This is a genomic window from Sulfitobacter sp. LC.270.F.C4 (assembly GCF_032922545.1).
Lineage (GTDB): Bacteria > Pseudomonadota > Alphaproteobacteria > Rhodobacterales > Rhodobacteraceae > Sulfitobacter > Sulfitobacter profundi.
This window is the reverse complement of the sequence record NZ_CP136692.1, coordinates 741,121-758,728: the sequence shown is the minus strand read 5'-3', so window position 1 is coordinate 758,728 and position 17,608 is coordinate 741,121. Positions and strand designations below refer to the sequence as shown.

15 protein-coding genes and 1 tRNA gene are annotated in these 17,608 nt (G+C 61.4%); 6 read left to right on the top strand and 10 right to left on the bottom strand.

All coding sequences use genetic code 11. The features are described from left to right. Position 1: 1 nt before the first annotated feature. Positions 2-862, bottom strand: a complete 861-nt coding sequence (locus R1T45_RS07520) for an N-formylglutamate amidohydrolase (RefSeq protein ID WP_067630037.1) — start codon at positions 860-862, stop codon at positions 2-4. 145 nt (positions 863-1,007) lie between these two features. Between R1T45_RS07520 and R1T45_RS07515 the strand changes: the two genes are divergently transcribed. From R1T45_RS07515 to R1T45_RS07500, 4 genes are all read left to right on the top strand, one after another. Continuing rightward, a tRNA-Val gene (locus R1T45_RS07515) sits at positions 1,008-1,082 on the top strand. A gap of 75 nt (positions 1,083-1,157) precedes the next feature. Next, positions 1,158-1,283, top strand: coding sequence for a type B 50S ribosomal protein L36 (gene ykgO / locus R1T45_RS07510; protein WP_005850168.1), 126 nt, complete (start codon positions 1,158-1,160; stop codon positions 1,281-1,283). 127 nt (positions 1,284-1,410) lie between these two features. After that, the gene (yghU, locus tag R1T45_RS07505) at positions 1,411-2,286 is read left to right on the top strand and encodes a glutathione-dependent disulfide-bond oxidoreductase (protein ID WP_260011272.1); all 876 of its coding nucleotides are present in this window, start codon (positions 1,411-1,413) and stop codon (positions 2,284-2,286) included. A 129-nt stretch (positions 2,287-2,415) separates the two neighbouring features. After that, on the top strand, positions 2,416-3,432 hold the full coding sequence (locus R1T45_RS07500; protein WP_132444155.1) for a Fe(3+) ABC transporter substrate-binding protein: 1,017 nt from the start codon (positions 2,416-2,418) through the stop codon (positions 3,430-3,432). 284 nt (positions 3,433-3,716) lie between these two features. On the opposite strand, the gene R1T45_RS07495 is transcribed toward R1T45_RS07500, so the two are convergent. From R1T45_RS07495 to R1T45_RS07455, 9 genes are all read right to left on the bottom strand, one after another. Then, positions 3,717-5,387, bottom strand: coding sequence for an ABC transporter permease (locus R1T45_RS07495; RefSeq protein ID WP_260011269.1), 1,671 nt, complete (start codon positions 5,385-5,387; stop codon positions 3,717-3,719). Positions 5,388-5,441: 54 nt separating this feature from the next. After that, a complete protein-coding gene (locus R1T45_RS07490; RefSeq protein ID WP_120350063.1) occupies positions 5,442-6,668 on the bottom strand; it encodes a phenylacetate--CoA ligase family protein in 1,227 nt (408 codons plus the stop codon). Positions 6,669-6,759: 91 nt separating this feature from the next. Then, a complete protein-coding gene (locus R1T45_RS07485) occupies positions 6,760-7,596 on the bottom strand; it encodes an ABC transporter ATP-binding protein (RefSeq protein ID WP_067630052.1) in 837 nt (278 codons plus the stop codon). A 67-nt stretch (positions 7,597-7,663) separates the two neighbouring features. Then, entirely contained in the window at positions 7,664-8,944 is a 1,281-nt protein-coding gene (locus R1T45_RS07480; RefSeq protein ID WP_067630058.1) for an ABC transporter substrate-binding protein, read from the bottom strand. Positions 8,945-9,026: 82 nt separating this feature from the next. Continuing rightward, positions 9,027-10,103 (bottom strand): branched-chain amino acid ABC transporter permease, encoded by a 1,077-nt coding sequence (locus tag R1T45_RS07475; RefSeq protein ID WP_317390542.1) that lies wholly within the window; start codon positions 10,101-10,103, stop codon positions 9,027-9,029. Positions 10,104-10,166: 63 nt separating this feature from the next. Then, on the bottom strand, positions 10,167-11,156 hold the full coding sequence (locus tag R1T45_RS07470; RefSeq protein ID WP_132444191.1) for a branched-chain amino acid ABC transporter permease: 990 nt from the start codon (positions 11,154-11,156) through the stop codon (positions 10,167-10,169). A 59-nt stretch (positions 11,157-11,215) separates the two neighbouring features. Beyond that, positions 11,216-12,034, bottom strand: coding sequence for an ABC transporter ATP-binding protein (locus R1T45_RS07465; RefSeq protein WP_300054418.1), 819 nt, complete (start codon positions 12,032-12,034; stop codon positions 11,216-11,218). A gap of 259 nt (positions 12,035-12,293) precedes the next feature. Continuing rightward, positions 12,294-14,225 carry an AMP-binding protein gene (locus R1T45_RS07460; protein WP_317390541.1) on the bottom strand — a complete coding sequence of 644 codons (1,932 nt, stop codon included), beginning with the start codon at positions 14,223-14,225 and terminating at the stop codon, positions 12,294-12,296. Between the two features lie 216 nt (positions 14,226-14,441). Then, on the bottom strand, positions 14,442-14,864 hold the full coding sequence (locus R1T45_RS07455) for a cytochrome c (protein WP_317390540.1): 423 nt from the start codon (positions 14,862-14,864) through the stop codon (positions 14,442-14,444). 114 nt (positions 14,865-14,978) lie between these two features. Here R1T45_RS07455 and R1T45_RS07450 point away from each other — a divergent pair, with 114 nt between their 5' ends. Continuing rightward, positions 14,979-16,889 carry a PAS-domain containing protein gene (locus R1T45_RS07450; RefSeq protein WP_317390539.1) on the top strand — a complete coding sequence of 637 codons (1,911 nt, stop codon included), beginning with the start codon at positions 14,979-14,981 and terminating at the stop codon, positions 16,887-16,889. Next, complete coding sequence (locus tag R1T45_RS07445) at positions 16,886-17,602, top strand: response regulator transcription factor (RefSeq protein WP_132444152.1); 717 nt, start codon at positions 16,886-16,888, stop codon at positions 17,600-17,602. Before R1T45_RS07450 ends, R1T45_RS07445 begins: the two co-directional genes overlap by 4 nt. Positions 17,603-17,608: the final 6 nt, after the last annotated feature.

The following is a 17,608-nucleotide window of genomic DNA, read 5'->3' as shown; positions in this document are numbered from 1 at the left end:
CCTACTCCGCAGCGAGGGGAAGCCGCTGCTGTCCGATCTGCGCCACTTCGGCCACCACACGCTGCAACGCTGCCTGCACCGCCTCGAAAGCACCGTTGGGCCGAATCAACCGCTCGTTCATATAGAGCGCCCGGTCGATCTCGACCTGCACGGCATGCTGCCCGCGCGAGGGACGGCCATAGGCTTGGGTAATATAGGCCCCGGCAAAGGGCGAATTGCGCGTCACCACGAACCCCGCCTCGACAAAGGCGGCTTCGATCCGGTCGACCACCTCCCCCCCCGCCGCCGCGCCAAAGCGGTCGCCCAACACGACATCGGGCCGCCGCATCCCGCCGCGCGCGACGCCATCCATCGCCTCATGCGGCATGGAGTGGCAATCGACCAGCACCGCCTGCCCGTGACGGCGATGCGCCCCGCTCAGCAACTCCTGCAATTTCGCGTGATAGGGCCGCCAGTAGCTGTCGATGCGCAGCTGCGCCTCCTCTTGGGAAAGCTTGCCACGATAAATCGCCCGACCATTGGCCACCACGCGGGGAATCACCCCAAGCCCCGAGGCCACGCGCGGGTTATGACCCTGCCGCGGGATCCCTTCGATGACCGATGGGTCCAACTCCTCTGGCGCGCGGTTGAGGTCGATATAGGCCCGCGGCGCACCAGCTTTGATGAAAGAGGCCCCATGCAGCGGCGCGCAATCGAACAACAGATCGACAAAAGCATCCTCGGACGAGCGGATCGCATGTTCGTCCAAAACCGACCGCCGCAGGAAAGACGCCGCATAATCCCGACCCGAATGGGGCGAGGCAAAGACCACGCAAGAGCGGTTTCGGTCGGGATGCAGTACTTCGTAGGCGGTCATCGGCATAATAATTCCTTCTAAGTCGAACATAGCGTGTTTATTCCGCTCCAAAAGCCCTTGATCCCGTCGCCGACTCCTTTTATAGCACCCCAACGGCGCGAAATTTCGCGCCCCATTTAGTTTTGGGGCCGGTATGGAAACGCTTAAAAGTGGGTGATTAGCTCAGCGGTAGAGCACTTCGTTGACATCGAAGGGGTCACTGGTTCGATCCCAGTATCGCCCACCATTATTCATCGACCTGCCTTTGGCAGGTTGCCCGCAACCCAGGCGCTGGCCCGCGCCACGACATGAGGAGACGACCATGAAGGTTCGCAATTCGCTCCGCTCGCTCAAGAATCGGCATCGCGATTGCCGTGTTGTGCGTCGCAAAGGCCGCGTTTACGTCATCAACAAGACGCAGCGCCGGTTCAAAGCCCGTCAGGGCTGAGCTTCGCAGCTTTTTAGAATTAAAGGCCGCTCCTTCGGGGGCGGCCTTTTTCGTTGCGGATAACGGCTTGCAACCCCGGCGCAAAACCCCACCTTCAAAGCAGACTTGAATAACAAGGAAGACCATCATGTCGGACACGCCCGAATATACGCCCCCAAAGGTTTGGAAATGGGAATCAGAAAGCGGCGGCAAATTCGCCAGCACCAACCGGCCCATCGCCGGTGCGACCCATGACAAGGACCTGCCCGTCGGCGACCACCCCTTTCAGCTTTATTCCCTCGCCACGCCCAATGGCGTCAAAGTCACGGTGATGTTCGAAGAGCTGCTAGAGGCGGGCCATAAGGCGGCTGAATACGACGCATGGCTGATTGATATTTCCGAGGGCGATCAGTTCGGTTCGGGCTTTGTCGAGGTGAACCCCAACTCCAAAATACCCGCGCTGATGGACCACTCTGGCGATGCGCCCCAGCGGGTCTTCGAATCGGGGGCGATCCTGCTCTATCTCGCTGAGAAGTTTGGCGCCTTTCTGCCCCAAGACCCCGCCCGCCGGACCGAGGCGCTGTCGTGGCTCTTTTGGCAGATGGGCAGCGCGCCCTACCTTGGCGGCGGCTTCGGCCATTTCTACGCCTACGCCCCAGAGAAGTTCGAATACCCCATCAACCGTTTCGCGATGGAAACCAAGCGTCAGCTTGATGTGATGGACAAGCATTTGGCCGAGCATGAGTATTTCGCCGATGAATACTCCATCGCCGATATGGCGATCTGGAGCTGGTATGGTCAATTGGTGCTCGGGCGGCTCTATTCGGCGGCTGAGTTCCTTGACGTGACCTCTTACAAAAACGTCATGCGTTGGGCCGAAGCGATTGACGCACGCCCTGCCGTGACCCGGGGCCGTATGGTCAACCGCGCCTTCGGCGACGACCTGTCGATGCAACTGCATGAGCGGCACGACGCCAGCGATTTCGACACCAAGACCCAAGACAAAATCGGCGGCAAAGACTGACCGCTTAGCCCTCGGCCTGATGCGGCCGGGGGCTTTCCGACCAAATTTATCGGAATTGGTTGCAGGGCCGGATAAAATCTGTTTCTTACTGTTTCAGTCAAGTTATCCCAAATGGAACAGGACCCTGATATGACCTTCTGCAAAACATCGACTGCCGCCGCCGCGCTGATGGCGCTGGCCCTTCCTGCGCTGGCCGATGGCGAGTTGAATCTCTACTCTTCGCGTCACTACGACACTGACGAGCGGCTCTACTCCGACTTTACCGAAGCAACCGGCATCACCATCAACCGCATCGAAGGCAAAGCCGACGAACTGCTGGCCCGTATGGAAGCCGAAGGCGCGAACTCCCCCGCCGACGTCCTGCTGACCGTGGACACCAGCCGCCTCAAGCGCGCCAAAGACATGGACCTGCTGCAAGCGGTCGAGAGCGACACGCTCGAAGAGCGCATCCCCGGCAACCTGCAGGACGACGACAACCAGTGGTTCGGTCTGTCCCAACGCGCGCGGATCATCTTCTACAACAAAGAGACGATGGACAATCCGCCAGCGACCTACATGGATCTTGCCGATCCGGCTTACAAAGGTCAGGTCTGCATCCGGTCTTCGACCAACACCTACAACCAGACCCTGCTGGCCTCCATCGTGACCCATGAGGGCGAAGAAGCCGCGACCGAATGGGCGCAGGGCGTGGTCGACAACATGGCGCGCGCACCCCAAGGCGGCGACACCGACCAGCTGCGCGGCATCGTTTCGGGTGAGTGCGACATCGCGGTCTCCAACAGCTATTACTTCGCGCGCGCGATCCGCACCGATGTCGACGGCGTGAGCGCCGATATCGGCAAGATCGGCCTGATCTGGCCGGACCAAGAAGGCAACGGCGCGCATATGAACCTCTCGGGCGGCGGCGTGGCCAAGAACGCCCCGAACCGTGAGAACGCGGTGAAATTCCTTGAGTATCTCGCCTCCGATCAGGCGCAGGTCTATTTCTCGGCGGGCAACGATGAATTCCCCACCGTGGAAGGCGTAGAACTGGCCGACAGCGTCAAGCAGTTGGGTGAGTTCAAAGCCGACGAGGTGAACCTGTCGGACGTGGCCGAGAACATCGGCACCGCGCAGAAGATCTTCAACTCGGTCGGCTGGGAATAATTCAACCTAGCGAGTAATGCAGAAGGCGGGCTTTCGGGCCCGCCTTTTTTTATGCGCGGCGCTTCCCGCAAGCGCCCGCCCGGGGGCACCCCGGGCATCACCCTCCCCCTCATCGCGCCCCGGCCCGGAATCAAGCCGCAGGCGCCGGGCCATCGCCTGCCCGTGGGGAGGCGATTTGGTGAGGCAGGGCAAGCCCTAGCGAACACACACCAAGATTGCACCCTAAAGTGGCACCAAGGCACGTCAGGATCGCCACCCCACGGGCAGGCGCTGGCCCTTCCGCGTTACCGCTGCCGCCCCACCTGCCGGCAGATCAGGATCACCGGCAGCAGCCCCATCGCCACGATCACCAAGCTCGGCACCGCCGCTCCGTTCAAGCGTTCATCACTCGCCAAACGGTAGGCCTGCACCGCCAGCGTGTCATAGTTGAATGGCCGCATGATCAGCGTGGCGGGCAGTTCCTTCATCACATCGACAAAGACGATCAGCAGCGCGGTCAGCAGGCTCGGCGCAAGGATCGGCAGATGCACCCGGCGCAGCGTCCCCAAGGGCGTCTGCCCCAGTGACCGCGCGGCGGCGTCCATATTCGCATGCACCATCGACTGCCCGCCCTCATAGGCCCCAAGCGCCGCAGCGAGGAAGCGCACCAGATAGGCCAGCACCAAGAGCCAAATTGAACCGGTAATCAAAAGCCCGGTGGAAACATCAAAGGTCTCGCGCATCCAAGCGTCGAGCGCGTTGTCGAAGGCCGCGAAGGGCACCAGCAGCCCCACGGCGATCACCCCGCCCGGCACCGCATAGCCCAACCGCGCGACATAAGCCGCCCCCTGCGAGACCCGGCCCGGGCGCAGCCGCCGGTAAAACCCCACGCTGATCGCCGCCAGCACCGTCAGCGCAGCCGCGACCCCCGCCAGCGTCACCGAATTGCGCATGAAACCGAGGTAGCGCGGGCTGAAAAGGCTCTGCTCGCTATCAAGCCCCATGGTCACGAGGATGACCACCGGCAGCACCGCGCCAAAGAGCACCGGCACACCACAAAGCACGATCGCCGCTGCGGCCTGCCAGCCTTTCAGCTCGGCTGGCGGTGCGGATTGGGTCCGACGCGCGGGGTCGTGATACTTGGCCTTGCCGCGCTGCGCCCGCTCCAGCATCGCCAGCAATAGCGCGAAACTCAGCAGGCAAAGCGCCAGTTGCGCGGCGGCGGCCCGGTCGAACATGGAGAACCAGCTGGTGTAGATGCCGGTGGCAAAGGTCTGGACGCCGAAATAGGCCACGGTGCCGAAATCGGCGATGGTCTCCATCACCGCCAGCAACACGCCGCCCGCAATGGCGGGCCGCGCCAGCGGCAAGCTGACCTTGAAAAACGCGGCCCAAGCGCTGGAGCCGAGCGCGCGGGCGGCCAGGAATGTCGTCCCGCTTTGTTGCAGAAATGCGGCGCGGGCCAGCAGGTAGACGTAAGGATAAAGCACCAACACCAGCATCGCCGCCGCCCCGCCAAGCGAGCGGATCTCGGGGAACCAGTAGTCACGCGGGCCCCAGCCCGTCACGTCGCGCAGCATGGTCTGCACAATGCCGGGATGGTCGAGCACATGGGTATAGGCGTAGGCCAGCACATAGGCCGGGAAGGCCAGCGGCAACACCAGTGCAATCTCCAACAGCTTGGCGCCGGGGAAACGTGTCATCGTCACCAGCCATGCCGCCCCCACACCGATGGCAAAGGTGCCGAGAGATACCAGCAGCACCAAAAGCAGCGTCGTCACCGTGTAGCGGCCCAGCACCGTGTCGATCAGATGCTGCACCGTCTCCGTCCCGCCGCTCAGCGCGGCGATCAGGACCGCCAGCATCGGCAGCGCACAGATGGTGGCGACGGTCAGGGCGACAGCCGACAGCGCGCGCAGCCCGTCGCGGGCGCGGCGCAGATGAGGCGTCTCAGAGGAGGCGGTGTTCAGCGTCATGCGCCCTATTTCGACGATTTCACTCGGAAATGCCAGAGGGCGCGACGCCGCGCCTCAATCGTAGCTGCGGGTATCTTCGATCACCAACCCGTCGCGCGGCAGGCTGCCGGGGGCAACCAGCTCGACCCGGCCCTTGAGCTTGAGTAGATCGGCGACGGATCGGGCATAGGCGTCCTTGTCCTCTCCGGCGGTTTCGATCTGAACTGTCATCACATCGGCCTCGCCTTCCCGGCTGGCGATGACGCGGGCCTTTTGGATCTCCTCGTGCTGGGCGACCAGTGCCGCCACCTGCTCGGGCCGGACGAACATGCCCTTGATCTTGGTGGTCTGATCGGCGCGGCCCATCCAGCCCTTGATCCGCATGTTGGTCCGCCCACAGGGGCTTTCGCCCTCCAAAACGGCACTAAGGTCGCCAGTGGCGAAGCGAATGAGCGGGTAATCGGGGTTCAGCGTGGTGACCACCACCTCACCGACCTCACCGGGCGCGACCGGGATTCCGGTGCCGGGAGTGACGATCTCGACGATGACCTGCTCGTCGACGATCAGCCCCTCCATCGCCGGGCTTTCATAGGCGATATTGCCCAGATCGGCGGTGGCATAGGATTGCAAACAGGTGATACCGCGCTCTTGATAGAAGGCCCGCAGGCTGGGGAAAAGCGCGCCGCCGCCGACTGCCGCCTTGGTGATTTTCAGCTCAACCCCCATGGCATCGGCCTTTTCCAAGATCACCTTGAGGTAATCCGGCGTGCCCGCATAGGCGGTTGAGCCCACATCACGGGCGGCGGTGACCTGTAGCTCGGTCTGGCCAGTGCCTGCGGGCAAGACGGTCGCCCCAACCGCACGCGCACCGGATTCGAAAATCATGCCGGCAGGGGTCAGGTGGTAGCCAAAGCAGTTGTGCACCACATCGCCCGCGCCGATGCCCGCGGCATGCAGGAAGCGCCCCATCCGCCACCAGTCAGGATCGTTGCTGGAGGGCTCGTAGATCGGGCCGGGCGACTGGAAGACATGGCTGAACTCCGTCACCGGCTTGGTCGTGAACCCGCCGAAGGGCGGCTGCCCCGCCTGCGCCTTGCCAAGCTCAGATTTGCGCAGCACCGGGAGGTCGGCTAGGGCGGCGGCTGAGGTGATCTGTGATGCGTCCACCCCTTTGAGCGTCTCGCCATAACCCGGCAAGCCCTGTGCGCGGGCGATCTGCTGCGGCAGCGCCTGCGCCAAATCGGCCGCCCGTTGGTCGGCGCTGCGGGTTTCCAGATCGTCGAAATGGGGCTTGGTCAGCATCCCTGTCACTTTCCTGCTATGGCATCACTGGAGAGGGCACAGGCCCGCTCTGGTCTTGTCTTGGGTCTTTCTGGTCCGGTCGGGTACCGGCTTAACTCAGCCAGCGTTTGCGGCGGCGGTAGCTGCGCACGTCGCGAAAGCTCTTGCGGCCTTCGTCGGACATGCCGAGGTAGAATTCCTTCACGTCTTGGTTCTCGCGCAGGTCTTTGGCGGGGCCGTCCATCACCACGCGACCGGATTCGAGGATGTAGCCGTAATGCGCAAAGCGCAGCGCGACGTTGGTGTTCTGCTCGGCCAGCAAGAAGGTCACGCCCTCCTGTTCGTTCACCGATTTCACGATCTCGAAAATCTGCTCAACCAGTTGCGGCGCAAGGCCCATCGACGGCTCGTCCAAAAGGATCGTCTCAGGCCGGGACATCAGGGCGCGGCCAATGGCGCACATCTGCTGCTCGCCGCCCGAGGTATAGCCAGCCTGCGAGCGGCGGCGCTCTTTCAGGCGGGGGAAATAATTATAGACCATCTCAAGGTCCTGCTGGATCGCGGCATTGCCATCGGTGCGGGTATAGGCACCGGTCAGAAGGTTTTCTTCGATGGTGAGGTGCTCAAAACAGTGACGGCCTTCCATGACCTGCACGACACCTTTCTTCACGGTCTCGGCAGGATCCTGATGCTGGATCGGACCGCCGCGGTATTTGATCGAGCCTTTGGTAACCTCGCCTCGCTCCGAGGCCAGCAGCCCCGAGATCGCCTTGAGCGTCGTCGTCTTGCCCGCGCCATTGCCGCCCAGCAGCGCGGTGATGCCGCCCTTGGGCACATTCAGGCTGACGCCCTTCAGCACGAGGATGACGTGGTTGTAGATCACCTCGATATTGTTGACCTCAAGCAGGTTGTCGACTGCGACGTCATTGGTGTTGGCGGCATCCAGCATGGGAAGGACCTTTCTTGGCGCTTGGGTAGGTTCCCGGCCACCCAGAAGGGCAGCCGGGAGCGGTATCTTAGCAGTTGCCTTCGATGGCGTTTTCGTCGGCATAGGCCGAGCTATCCGCATCGATCAGCGGCTGGATCACGTCTTGATCCGACTGCATGAAGTCCGACACGAGGTTCCATTCCTTGGCTTCCGCATCCCACTGGGTCACGGCGACAAAGCCTTCGCCACCATGGTTTTCACAGGAGACCGAGAACTCAGGCCCGAAGTCCGGCAAGCCAAGCGCCGCCATCTTCTCTTCGGTGATCTCAAGCTGCTCCATCCCGTCGCGCATCTGGCCGCCGGAGATGTCGCTCACACCGTGGATTTCCTGCGCCGTACGGGCCGCTTCAGACACCAGCATGGCGGCATAGACGCCACGGTTATAAAGCACCGAACCAACCTGATCGCCTGCACCGGCAGCTTTGCCCGCATCGACGACGTACTTCTGCAGATCGTCATAGAGCGGATAGTCGGAGCCCACGTTGTGGAAGGTCAGCGCCTTGTAGCCATCGGCCTTGGCACCCGCCGCCAGAACGTCGTTTTCCGAACCGGACCACCAGATGCCAATGAACTTATCCATCGGGAAGCGGATGTTGGCGGCTTCTTGAACCGCAACTTGGTTCATCACGCCCCAGCCATACATGATCACATAGTCAGGCTTGTCGCGGCGGATTTGCAGCCACTGCGATTTCTGCTCCTGACCGGGGTGATCGACGGGCACTTCTTTCAGCTCGAAACCATGCTTCTCGCTCAGCTCTTGCAGCGTGCGGATCGGCTCCTTGCCATAGGCGGAGTTGTGGTACACGAGCGCGATCTTCTTGCCCTCAAGGCTGCCGCCTTCCTGCTCCATGATGTGCTTGATCGCAACAGACGCGCCATCCCAGTAGTTCGCAGGGAAGTTAAAGACGTGGCTGAAAGTGTTGCCGTTCTTGGCCGAGGTACGGCCCAGACCCGATGTCAGCATCGGGATGTCGTCTGCGGTGACTTTGGGGATCAGCTGGTAGGTGATGCCGGTCGAGAGCGGCTGATACACCAGCGCGCCTTCGCCCTTGGTCGACTCGTAGCACTCAACGCCTTTTTCGGTGTTATAGGCCGTCTCGCACTCTGGCACACGGATGGTTTCGCCACCGATGCCGCCGTCACGCTCGTTCAGCAACGTGAAGTAATCGGCGTAGCCATCGGCGAAGGGGATGCCGCCCGCCGCGTAGGGCCCGGTACGATAGCTCAGCGATGGAAAGACAAGGTCCGCCATCACGGGGCTTGCGGCCATCAGGCCAGCTACGGCCAGTGTTCCCAGTTTATATTTCATCGGTGTTTCCTCCCTTGGATTGTCCGACTTGGGTGTTTGGGCCGGGTTTCCTCCCTCCGGCCTCGCTTTTCATGGCCGTCCCTTAGTGCGGGAAGGGCCACAATCTCAGTTTTTCCTTGGCAACGCGCCAGAGCTGCGCCAGCCCGTGGGGTTCTGCGATCAGGAAGATGATGATCAACCCGCCGACGATCACAAGCTGCAAATGCGCCACGATATCCGTGGGCCAGCCCAGCCAGTCGACGCCGACGATCTTCAGAAGCACCGGCAGCAGCACAAGGAATGCGGCCCCCGCAAAGCTGCCAAAGATGCTGCCCAATCCTCCGATGATGATCATAAAGAGCACAAGGAACGATTTGGTGATGCCGAAGGCTTCGCCCACTTCGACCGCGCCGAGATAGATCGAAAAGAACAACGCGCCGGAGATGCCGATGAAGAAAGAGCTCACCGCAAAGGCCGTCAGTTTCGCCCGCAGCGGGTTCACCCCGATGATCTCGGCGGCGATGTCCATGTCGCGGATCGCCATCCATTTACGGCCCACCGAGCCGCGCGTCAGGTTGCGCGCCACCAGCGCCGAGAAGACGGTGAAAATCAGGCAGAACATATAGGTGGCCCAGGCTTCGGCGCTCGGTCCGGTGATCAGGATGCCAAAAGTGTCCCGCTCAGGTGCGCTGATCTGGCCGGAGGCCGAGTAGTTGTAGAACCACGGCACCCGGTTAAACAGCCACACAAGGAAGAACTGCGCCGCAAGTGTCGCCACGGCAAGGTAGAACCCCTTAATCCGCAGGCTTGGCAGGCCGAAGAGCGCCCCAACGGCGGCGGTGATCAACCCGGCGAGCAGGATATGGATGAACATGCTCACATCTGGCATCGCCGTCATCAGTTTGTAGCAGGCGTAAGCGCCCACCGCCATGAAGCCCCCGGTGCCAAGGCTCACCTGCCCGCAATAGCCGACAAGGATGTTCAGCCCAATCGCCGCAATGGCGTAGATCAGGAAGGGCAGGAACAGCGAGTTTACCCAGTAGTCATTGACCATAAAGGGAATGACTAAGATCGCGACGAACAGCACCACATAGTAACGGTAGCGGTCGAATTTGATCGGAAAGGTCTGTTGGTCTTCGGCGTAAGTCGTGCTGAAATCGCCTGCTTCACGATAGAACATTAGACTGATTTCCCTTCTGCGATCATTGTGTCGTTGGATGCACAGTGGCGCATCATGCCTGTATCAAACCCGTTCAATGATCTTCTCCCCAAACAGGCCCTGTGGGCGGAAGACGAGGAAGACCAGCGCCAGCATATAGGCGAACCAGTTCTCAGTCGCGCCGCCCAGGAAGGGGGCACCGATCAGGAATTCGAACAATTTCTCACCCACACCGATGATCAGCCCGCCGACAATCGCACCGGGGATCGAGGTGAAGCCACCCAACATCAGCACTGGCAGCGCCTTCAGCGCGATGAGCGACAGCGAGAACTGCACGCCCGACTTGGCGCCCCACATGATGCCCGCGACCAAGGCCACGAACCCCGCCAGCGACCAGACCAAGATCCAGATGAAGTTGAGCGAGACCCCCACCGACAGCGCGGCCTGATGGTCGTCCGCCACAGCCCGCATGGCGCGGCCCTGCTTGGTGTATTGCGCGAACATCACCAACCCAATCACAAGGATCGCCGCGACGATGGAGGCCACGATATCGAGGTTGTCGATAAAGAAGCCGTAGCCTGTGGCGTCAAAGGTAAATTCATCAATCCAGATGTTAATGCCCTGCGGCAGCCCCACGTCGAGCGTCTTGATCTCAGACCCCCACATCAGATCGCCGACGCCTTCAAGGAAATAGGCCAGACCGATGGTCGCCATGAACAGAATGATCGGCTCTTGGCCCACAAGGTAGCGGAATACGAACCGCTGCACGCAATAGGCCAGCACGATCATCACCACCATCGTCAGCAGGATGGCAAGGAAGGCGGGCACATGCCAACCGAAGTGATGCACCTCGGTGCCGAGGATCGCGTTAATCAGATGGCTAAAGGGCACCTGCCCGTCCATGATCCCGACCAGTGTCAGCGCGGCAAAAAGCGCCATAACACCTTGAGCATAATTAAAAATGCCCGAAGCCTTGTAGATCAGCACGAAGCCAAGCGCCACGAGCGCATAGAGCACCCCGGCCATCAGCCCGTTCATGAAGACCTCGATTGTAAACGCCAGTTGCTCAGGCATCATTGGCCCTCCCCAAAGTCAGAACGGCAGTGTTGCTGCCTGCGGTCGCCATGCAAAGATCACTCATGTGCCACCCCCAGATAGGCGTCGATCACCTCTTGATTGTTGCGCACGTCGTGGGGCGAGCCGTCACCGATCTTGCGGCCGTAATCCATCACGACGACGCGGTCGGACAGGTCCATGACCACGCCCATGTCATGCTCAATCAGCGCGATGGTGGTGCCGAATTCGTCGTTCACGTCGAGAATAAAGCGGGACATGTCCTCTTTCTCTTCGACGTTCATGCCAGCCATCGGCTCATCCAGCAGCAGGATCGTTGGCTCAGCCGCCAAGGCGCGGGCCAGTTCAACGCGCTTTTTCAGACCGTAAGGCAGACGCGCGACCGGGGTTTTACGGATCGCCTGAATCTCCAGAAAGTCGATGACCTTCTCGGCGATCTCGCGGTTCTCGACCTCTTCGCGCTCGGCCTTGCCCTTCCACAAAGACTGCGCCAGCAGGCCCGATTTCATCTGCGTCAGACGACCCGTCATCACGTTGTCGAGCACTGACATGCCCTCAAACAGCGCGATGTTCTGAAAGGTCCGTGCGATGCCCTGCTGCGCCACCTGGTAGGGTTTCATCGGCGGACGCTGCGCGCCTTTGTACCAAACCTCACCCTCCTGCGGGACGTAGAAGCCGCTGATTACATTGAGCATCGAGGACTTCCCCGCCCCGTTCGGCCCAATAATCGCGCGGATTTCACCCTCGCGGATGTCGAATGAGATGTCCTTGATCGCCTCCACGCCGCCAAAGCGCAGGGTGATGTTCTTCATCTCCATCACCGTCGGGCCGATGGTGCGGCCGTCGTCGGTGACATAGCTGTCAGGATTATCTTTCATTATGATGGCCCACCCATTATGCCGCGACAAATCAACCAGTAAATAAGCAGAGCAAACGCCTCGATTACGAACCCATCTGAGAAGCCAGTGATTTGGCGTTCGGCATACAATGCCCCCGTCCCGAAGATGATAGCGATGAATGAGTACCCATAGTCGCTATGACGATTCTCTGCTCCAGCTAACCAACTCGGTGCGCCATCCTTCCAAAGGACGCTTATACCCAAGCCTGCAGCCCCTATTATCCAAGGCACTACTGTAATCATTCCGCTGCCATCTTGTGGCTGGTCGGCTGCACCGCGGCGTCGCGAATCTCGAGCGTCGCCTTGATTGAGCCCTTGCGGCCATCCTCATAAGTCACTTCCGTCTCGGTGCTGACCTGTTTGGAGCCGTCATAAAGCGCGGTGATGATGTCGGCGTATTTCTCTTCGATGATCTTGCGGCGCACCTTGCGGGTGCGGGTCAATTCACCGTCGTCGGCGTCCAACTCTTTGTGCAGCACGACAAAACGGTGCACCTGACAGCCCGAAAGCATCTCATCCTCGGCGACCGAGCGGTTCACCTCCTCCACATGGCTTTGGATCGTGTCCATCACCTGCGGATGCCGCGCGAGTTCTTGGTAAGAGGCGTAGCCGATGTTGTTGCGCTCGGCCCAGTTGCCCACCGCCGTGAGGTCGATGTTGATGAAAGCGGTGCATTCGCTGCGCTGGTTGCCAAAAACCACAGTCTCAAGGATGTTGGGGAAGAACTTGAGCTTGTTCTCCACATATTTCGGCGCAAAGAGCCGCCCATCGGCCATCTGGCCCACATCCTTGGCGCGGTCGATGATCCGCAAGTGGCCCGAACCTTCTTCGATAAAGCCCGCATCGCCCGTGGCGACCCAGCCCTCGGCATCCTTGGTGTCGGCGGTGCTTTCGGGGTTCTTGTAGTATTCCACAAAGACGCCGGGCGAGCGGTAGAAGACCTCGCCATTGTCCGCGATTTTCAACTCAACGCCGGGGCAGGTCACGCCCACGGTATCGCTGCGCACCTCGCCGTCGGGTTGGGCGGTGATGAACACCGTCGCCTCGGTCTGGCCGTAGAGCTGTTTGAGGTTGATGCCGAGCGAGCGGTAGAAGTCGAAAATCTCCGGCCCGATCGCCTCGCCGGCGGTATAGCCCACGCGCACGCGGCTGAACCCCAGCGTGTTCTTCAGCGGGCCATAGATCATCAGCTCACCAAGCGCATATTTCGCGCGGTCCATGAACGAGACCTTCTTGCCGTCCAAAATCGCAGGCCCAACCTTGCGGGCATGGGCCATGAAGGTATCGAACAGCCATTTCTTAAAGCGGCTCGCGTCTTCCATACGGATCATAACGCTGGTCAGCTGTGTCTCGAACACACGCGGCGGAGCGAAGTAATAGGTCGGCCCGATCTCGCGCAGATCGACATGCATCGTCTCGGCGCTTTCGGGGCAGTTGGTGCAGAACCCGGTCCAGAGCGCTTGGCCCACGGAGAAGATGAAATCACCAACCCATGCCATCGGCAGATAGGCGAGGATCTCATCATTGCGTTTGAGATTGTCGAATTCCGAAGACGACTTTGCCGTCTCAATCACGTTGCGGTTGCTCAACACCACGCCCTTGGGCTTGCCTGTGGTGCCCGAGGTGTAAAGCATCACGCCGGTCGAATCGTAGTTCAGCTTGGCCTGACGCGCCTCCAACTCGGCGATGTGCTTTTCGCGATTGGCGCGGCCCAGTTCCTGCACGGCGCTGTATTGGTCAAGTTTGGAGTGGTCGTATTTACGCAGGCCCCGCGGGTCGAGATAGACCATCCGCTCAAAGTCGGGCAGCTGCGCCTGCACTTCGATGATCTTGTCGACCTGCTCCTGATCGCCCACCACGGCAATACGCGCGCCACAGTGGCCCATGACATAGGCCATCTCTTCGGCGTTGGCGTCTTGGTAAAGCGGCACGGGAATGGCGCCAGCCATCTGCGCCGCCATCATCGCCCAATAGAGGTATGGTCGGTTGCGCCCGATAACGGCGACGAAATCGCCCTCATCCAACCCCAGTTCCAAAAATCCGAGCGCCAGCGCTTCAACCTCGTCGCGGGTCTGCGACCAGGTCCAGCTTTGCCAGATCCCGTATTCCTTCTCCCGATAAGCGGGGGCGTTTGCGAATTCACTTGCGTTGCGATGCAACAGCGCCGGCACGGACTGAGGTCCGTCGGCACGCGTCAGCGGCTTGGCCAAATTGTCTTCCTCCCATGCCCGCCCTCCCCGGCGGGTTCGATCGCTTGTGCGATTTCTATGATCTCACAAGTGACGTTCTCTTTTTTGTGGAGGTCAACTTTTTCCTGATCTTTTCCGAATCCTAACGAATTGTTACAGCGCGATTTAGCCGCCTTTTGCGCCTACTTTCTTTCGCGCCTAATCAATGCCATTGGCGCGCTGCACCTCGCGCACATAGGTCACGATGGATTTAACCTCGGCCTGGGTGATCCCTTCGACCGGGGGCATATTGCCGAAAGACCAGTGATGCTGGCGTACGCCATTGGTTGCCGCGACCAGAAAGGCGCCATCGCCGTGGTGGCTGGGTTCATAGATTTTATGGATCAGCGGCGGGCCTGCGCCTTCGCGCCCGGCGGCATTGACCCCGTGACAAGCCGAGCATTTCGCCTCAAATGCACGCGCGCCGATCTGCGCCTGCTCGCTCAGGCTTTCCGGCAGGGTGACGGCTGCCATCGCCGCGCCGCTTGCTGTGGGGGCCGGGGCCTCTTCGGCACGCCACCACATATATCCGCCAATCGCGACCACCGCAGCCACCGCCACCATTCCAAAGTTCTTGTCCATGCTCTGCCTTTCGGGTTTCATTTGCCGCGCTTCTCCGGGCCTCCAGCGCAAGAAGGTCAAGCGCCATTTGGCCTTTCCTCTGCGCGGTGCTGGCCCTACCGTCGACGGATGCCAATGCAGATCACCGATGACCAAACCAAAGCCCTGACCCAAGCCGGTCTGAACCTGATCGCTCAGGCGCTGACGATCTATGACAGCGACCTGCGCCTTGCGGTCTGCAACGGGCCGTTTCAATCCATGTTCGACCTGCCCGATGAACTGGTCACTCCCGGCGCGCCGTTTGAGGATACGATCCGCCACCTTGCCGGAACCGGCGAATATGGTGAGGTCACGGATGTCGATGCCTTCGTGGCCGAGCGTGTCGAACAGGCGCAGGCTTTTGTGCCGCATTACATGGAACGCACCCGCGCGAACGGGCGCACCATCAGCGTCGAAGGCTCCCCGCTGCCGCAGGGCGGCTGGGTCACCGTCTATACCGACATCACCAACACCAAACGGCAAGAGGCGCTGTTGCGCGCGCGGTCCGATGCGCTGAGCGATCAACTGCTCTCCCATGCCGAACAGCTCGCCGCCAGCAACCGCAAACTCGAAGCGACGATCACGGCGCTGGAAGAAGCCAAACGGCAGGTCACCGAAAGCGAAGCCCGCACCCGCCTGACAACCGAGATGATGCCCGCCCATATCGCCCATGTCGACGAGAATGGCCGCTATATCTATTCCAACCGCCGTCTGAGCAGTGTGATGCCGGGGCGGCCCAGCAATATCTACGGTCTGCATATCAGCGACGCGCTTGGGGCCTCCGCCTATGCGCGGATCAAACCGGCGCTGACCCAAGCCTATGCGGGCAGCCCGGCGGTGATCGAGTTCACTCATGACGCCTCTGCCCGCCGGATACGCGGTGCCTTCACCCCCGATGGGCGCGGCGGGGTTTACATCCTGTCGATGGACATCACCGAAGAAACCCAGACCCGCGTCGCCCTGCAACAGACGCTGAAACGCGAGCTCGCCTCACGGATGATCTCTGGGCTGGCGCATGATTTCTCAAACCTTTTGACGATCATTCTGGGGATGCAGTCGAAACTTGCCCGCCTGCCTGACATGCCGCGCCAAGCGGGCGAATTGGTCGAAGGCACCTTGGCCGCCGCGCGGCGGGGCGGCACGCTGCTGAGTTCCATCGCCGATGTGACCGAACCCCGCGCCCTGCGCCCCGCGGCCACCGATCTCGCCGACCTGCTGAACGAGCTTTCGACCCTCGCCGCCCCCACTCTGCCGCCGAAATGCGCGCTGGTGGTGCGCAATGACGCGCCGGAGGGGGCTGTCCTGCTCGATAAAGGGCGGGTGCAGGACGCGCTTTTGAACCTCATCCTCAACGCCCGCGATGCCTGCGGCGCGCAGGGCACGATCACGCTGACCCAACGGCTGGTGCATGACACATGGACCGAATGGGTGATCCACGATACCGGGCCGGGCTTCTCTCCCTCTGCGCTGGAGCGTGGGGTCGAGCCGTTTTTCACCACAAAGGGCAGCGAGGGGTCGGGGCTGGGCCTGTCGATGGTCTACGACATGACCAAATCCGCAGGCGGCGATCTGCGGCTGAGCAATGCCCCCGAGGGCGGCGCGCAGATCAGCCTGCGCCTGCCCTACCGCGCCACCGTGCCCGCCACGACAGGACTGGTGCTGCTGGTCGAAGACACCAGTGATATCCGCGCTGTGGTGCGCGACATGTTGATGGATCAGGGCCATTCGGTGATCGAGGCCACCAGCGCCGATGAGGCCACGGCCCTGATCGCTGATTTGCCCGACATCACCCTTGTCCTCTCGGACATCCAACTCACCGGCGAAGGCACCGGCATCGACCTTGCCCGGCGCGTCGGCAGCAGCCTGCCGCTGTTGCTGATGACCTCCTTGCCCCCCGACCACCCGCTTTTCGTCGAGGCGCAGACCCTCGCGCCGGTGCTGCGCAAACCCTTTGAAAAAGACGATCTGCAAGCGTTGATCGCCCCATTGAAAGCCACCGCCCCATGAGCCGTGATACCGCCCCGCGCCCACTGGTCACCATTCTGGATGACGAACCCGAGATCCGGCAGATGCTGTCGGACACGTTGCAGGAAGCGGGCTTCGACACGCTCAGCTTTGGCCGCGCGCGGGCTTTTGAGGCCGCCTTGGCCAACCATACGCCCGATGTCTGCCTTGTCGATCTTAGCCTGCCCGACACCGACGGGCTGACGCTGGTACATCGGCTGGCGCTGGAACAAGGCGCGATCGTCATCATCATCTCGGGCCGCGCGCAGGTGCAAGACCGGGTGACAGGGCTGGAGCTTGGGGCCGACGATTACATCATCAAACCTTTCGACCCCGCCGAAGTGGTCGCCCGCATTCGCGCCCGCCTGCGCAGTGCCAAGCCGACGCCACAGGCTGGCACCACCGCGCGGTTCAACGGCTGGACCGCGCATTTCGACCGCTATGTCTTGCAGGATGCGACAGGCACCGAGGTGACATTTTCCCACGCCGAAGGCGAGGTGCTGCGCCTGTTCCTAGACGCACCGAAACGCCTGATCAGCCGCGCGCAGATGCAAGAAAGCCTTGGCGGCGTCGCCTCGGAAAGCTTTGACCGGGCGATGGACGTGCGCATCTCGCGGTTGCGCACGAAACTTGGCGAAGACCCGAAGAACCCGCAGTTGATCAAGACGATCTATGGCGCGGGCTATATCTTCCTTGGCGATGTGGATTGGGACTGACGGCGC

Excerpts from the sequence above, each read along its gene's own strand:
- R1T45_RS07520 (WP_067630037.1), bottom strand. The coding sequence starts at position 862 with ATGCCGATGACCGCCTACGAAGTACTGCATCCCGACCGAAACCGCTCT.
- ykgO (WP_005850168.1), top strand. The coding sequence starts at position 1,158 with ATGAAGGTTCGCAATTCGCTCCGCTCGCTCAAGAATCGGCATCGCGAT.
- yghU (WP_260011272.1), top strand. The coding sequence starts at position 1,411 with ATGTCGGACACGCCCGAATATACGCCCCCAAAGGTTTGGAAATGGGAA.
- R1T45_RS07500 (WP_132444155.1), top strand. The coding sequence starts at position 2,416 with ATGACCTTCTGCAAAACATCGACTGCCGCCGCCGCGCTGATGGCGCTG.
- R1T45_RS07495 (WP_260011269.1), bottom strand. The coding sequence starts at position 5,387 with ATGACGCTGAACACCGCCTCCTCTGAGACGCCTCATCTGCGCCGCGCC.
- R1T45_RS07490 (WP_120350063.1), bottom strand. The coding sequence starts at position 6,668 with ATGCTGACCAAGCCCCATTTCGACGATCTGGAAACCCGCAGCGCCGAC.
- R1T45_RS07485 (WP_067630052.1), bottom strand. The coding sequence starts at position 7,596 with ATGCTGGATGCCGCCAACACCAATGACGTCGCAGTCGACAACCTGCTT.
- R1T45_RS07480 (WP_067630058.1), bottom strand. The coding sequence starts at position 8,944 with ATGAAATATAAACTGGGAACACTGGCCGTAGCTGGCCTGATGGCCGCA.
- R1T45_RS07475 (WP_317390542.1), bottom strand. The coding sequence starts at position 10,103 with ATGTTCTATCGTGAAGCAGGCGATTTCAGCACGACTTACGCCGAAGAC.
- R1T45_RS07470 (WP_132444191.1), bottom strand. The coding sequence starts at position 11,156 with ATGCCTGAGCAACTGGCGTTTACAATCGAGGTCTTCATGAACGGGCTG.
- R1T45_RS07465 (WP_300054418.1), bottom strand. The coding sequence starts at position 12,034 with ATGAAAGATAATCCTGACAGCTATGTCACCGACGACGGCCGCACCATC.
- R1T45_RS07455 (WP_317390540.1), bottom strand. The coding sequence starts at position 14,864 with ATGGACAAGAACTTTGGAATGGTGGCGGTGGCTGCGGTGGTCGCGATT.
- R1T45_RS07450 (WP_317390539.1), top strand. The coding sequence starts at position 14,979 with ATGCAGATCACCGATGACCAAACCAAAGCCCTGACCCAAGCCGGTCTG.
- R1T45_RS07445 (WP_132444152.1), top strand. The coding sequence starts at position 16,886 with ATGAGCCGTGATACCGCCCCGCGCCCACTGGTCACCATTCTGGATGAC.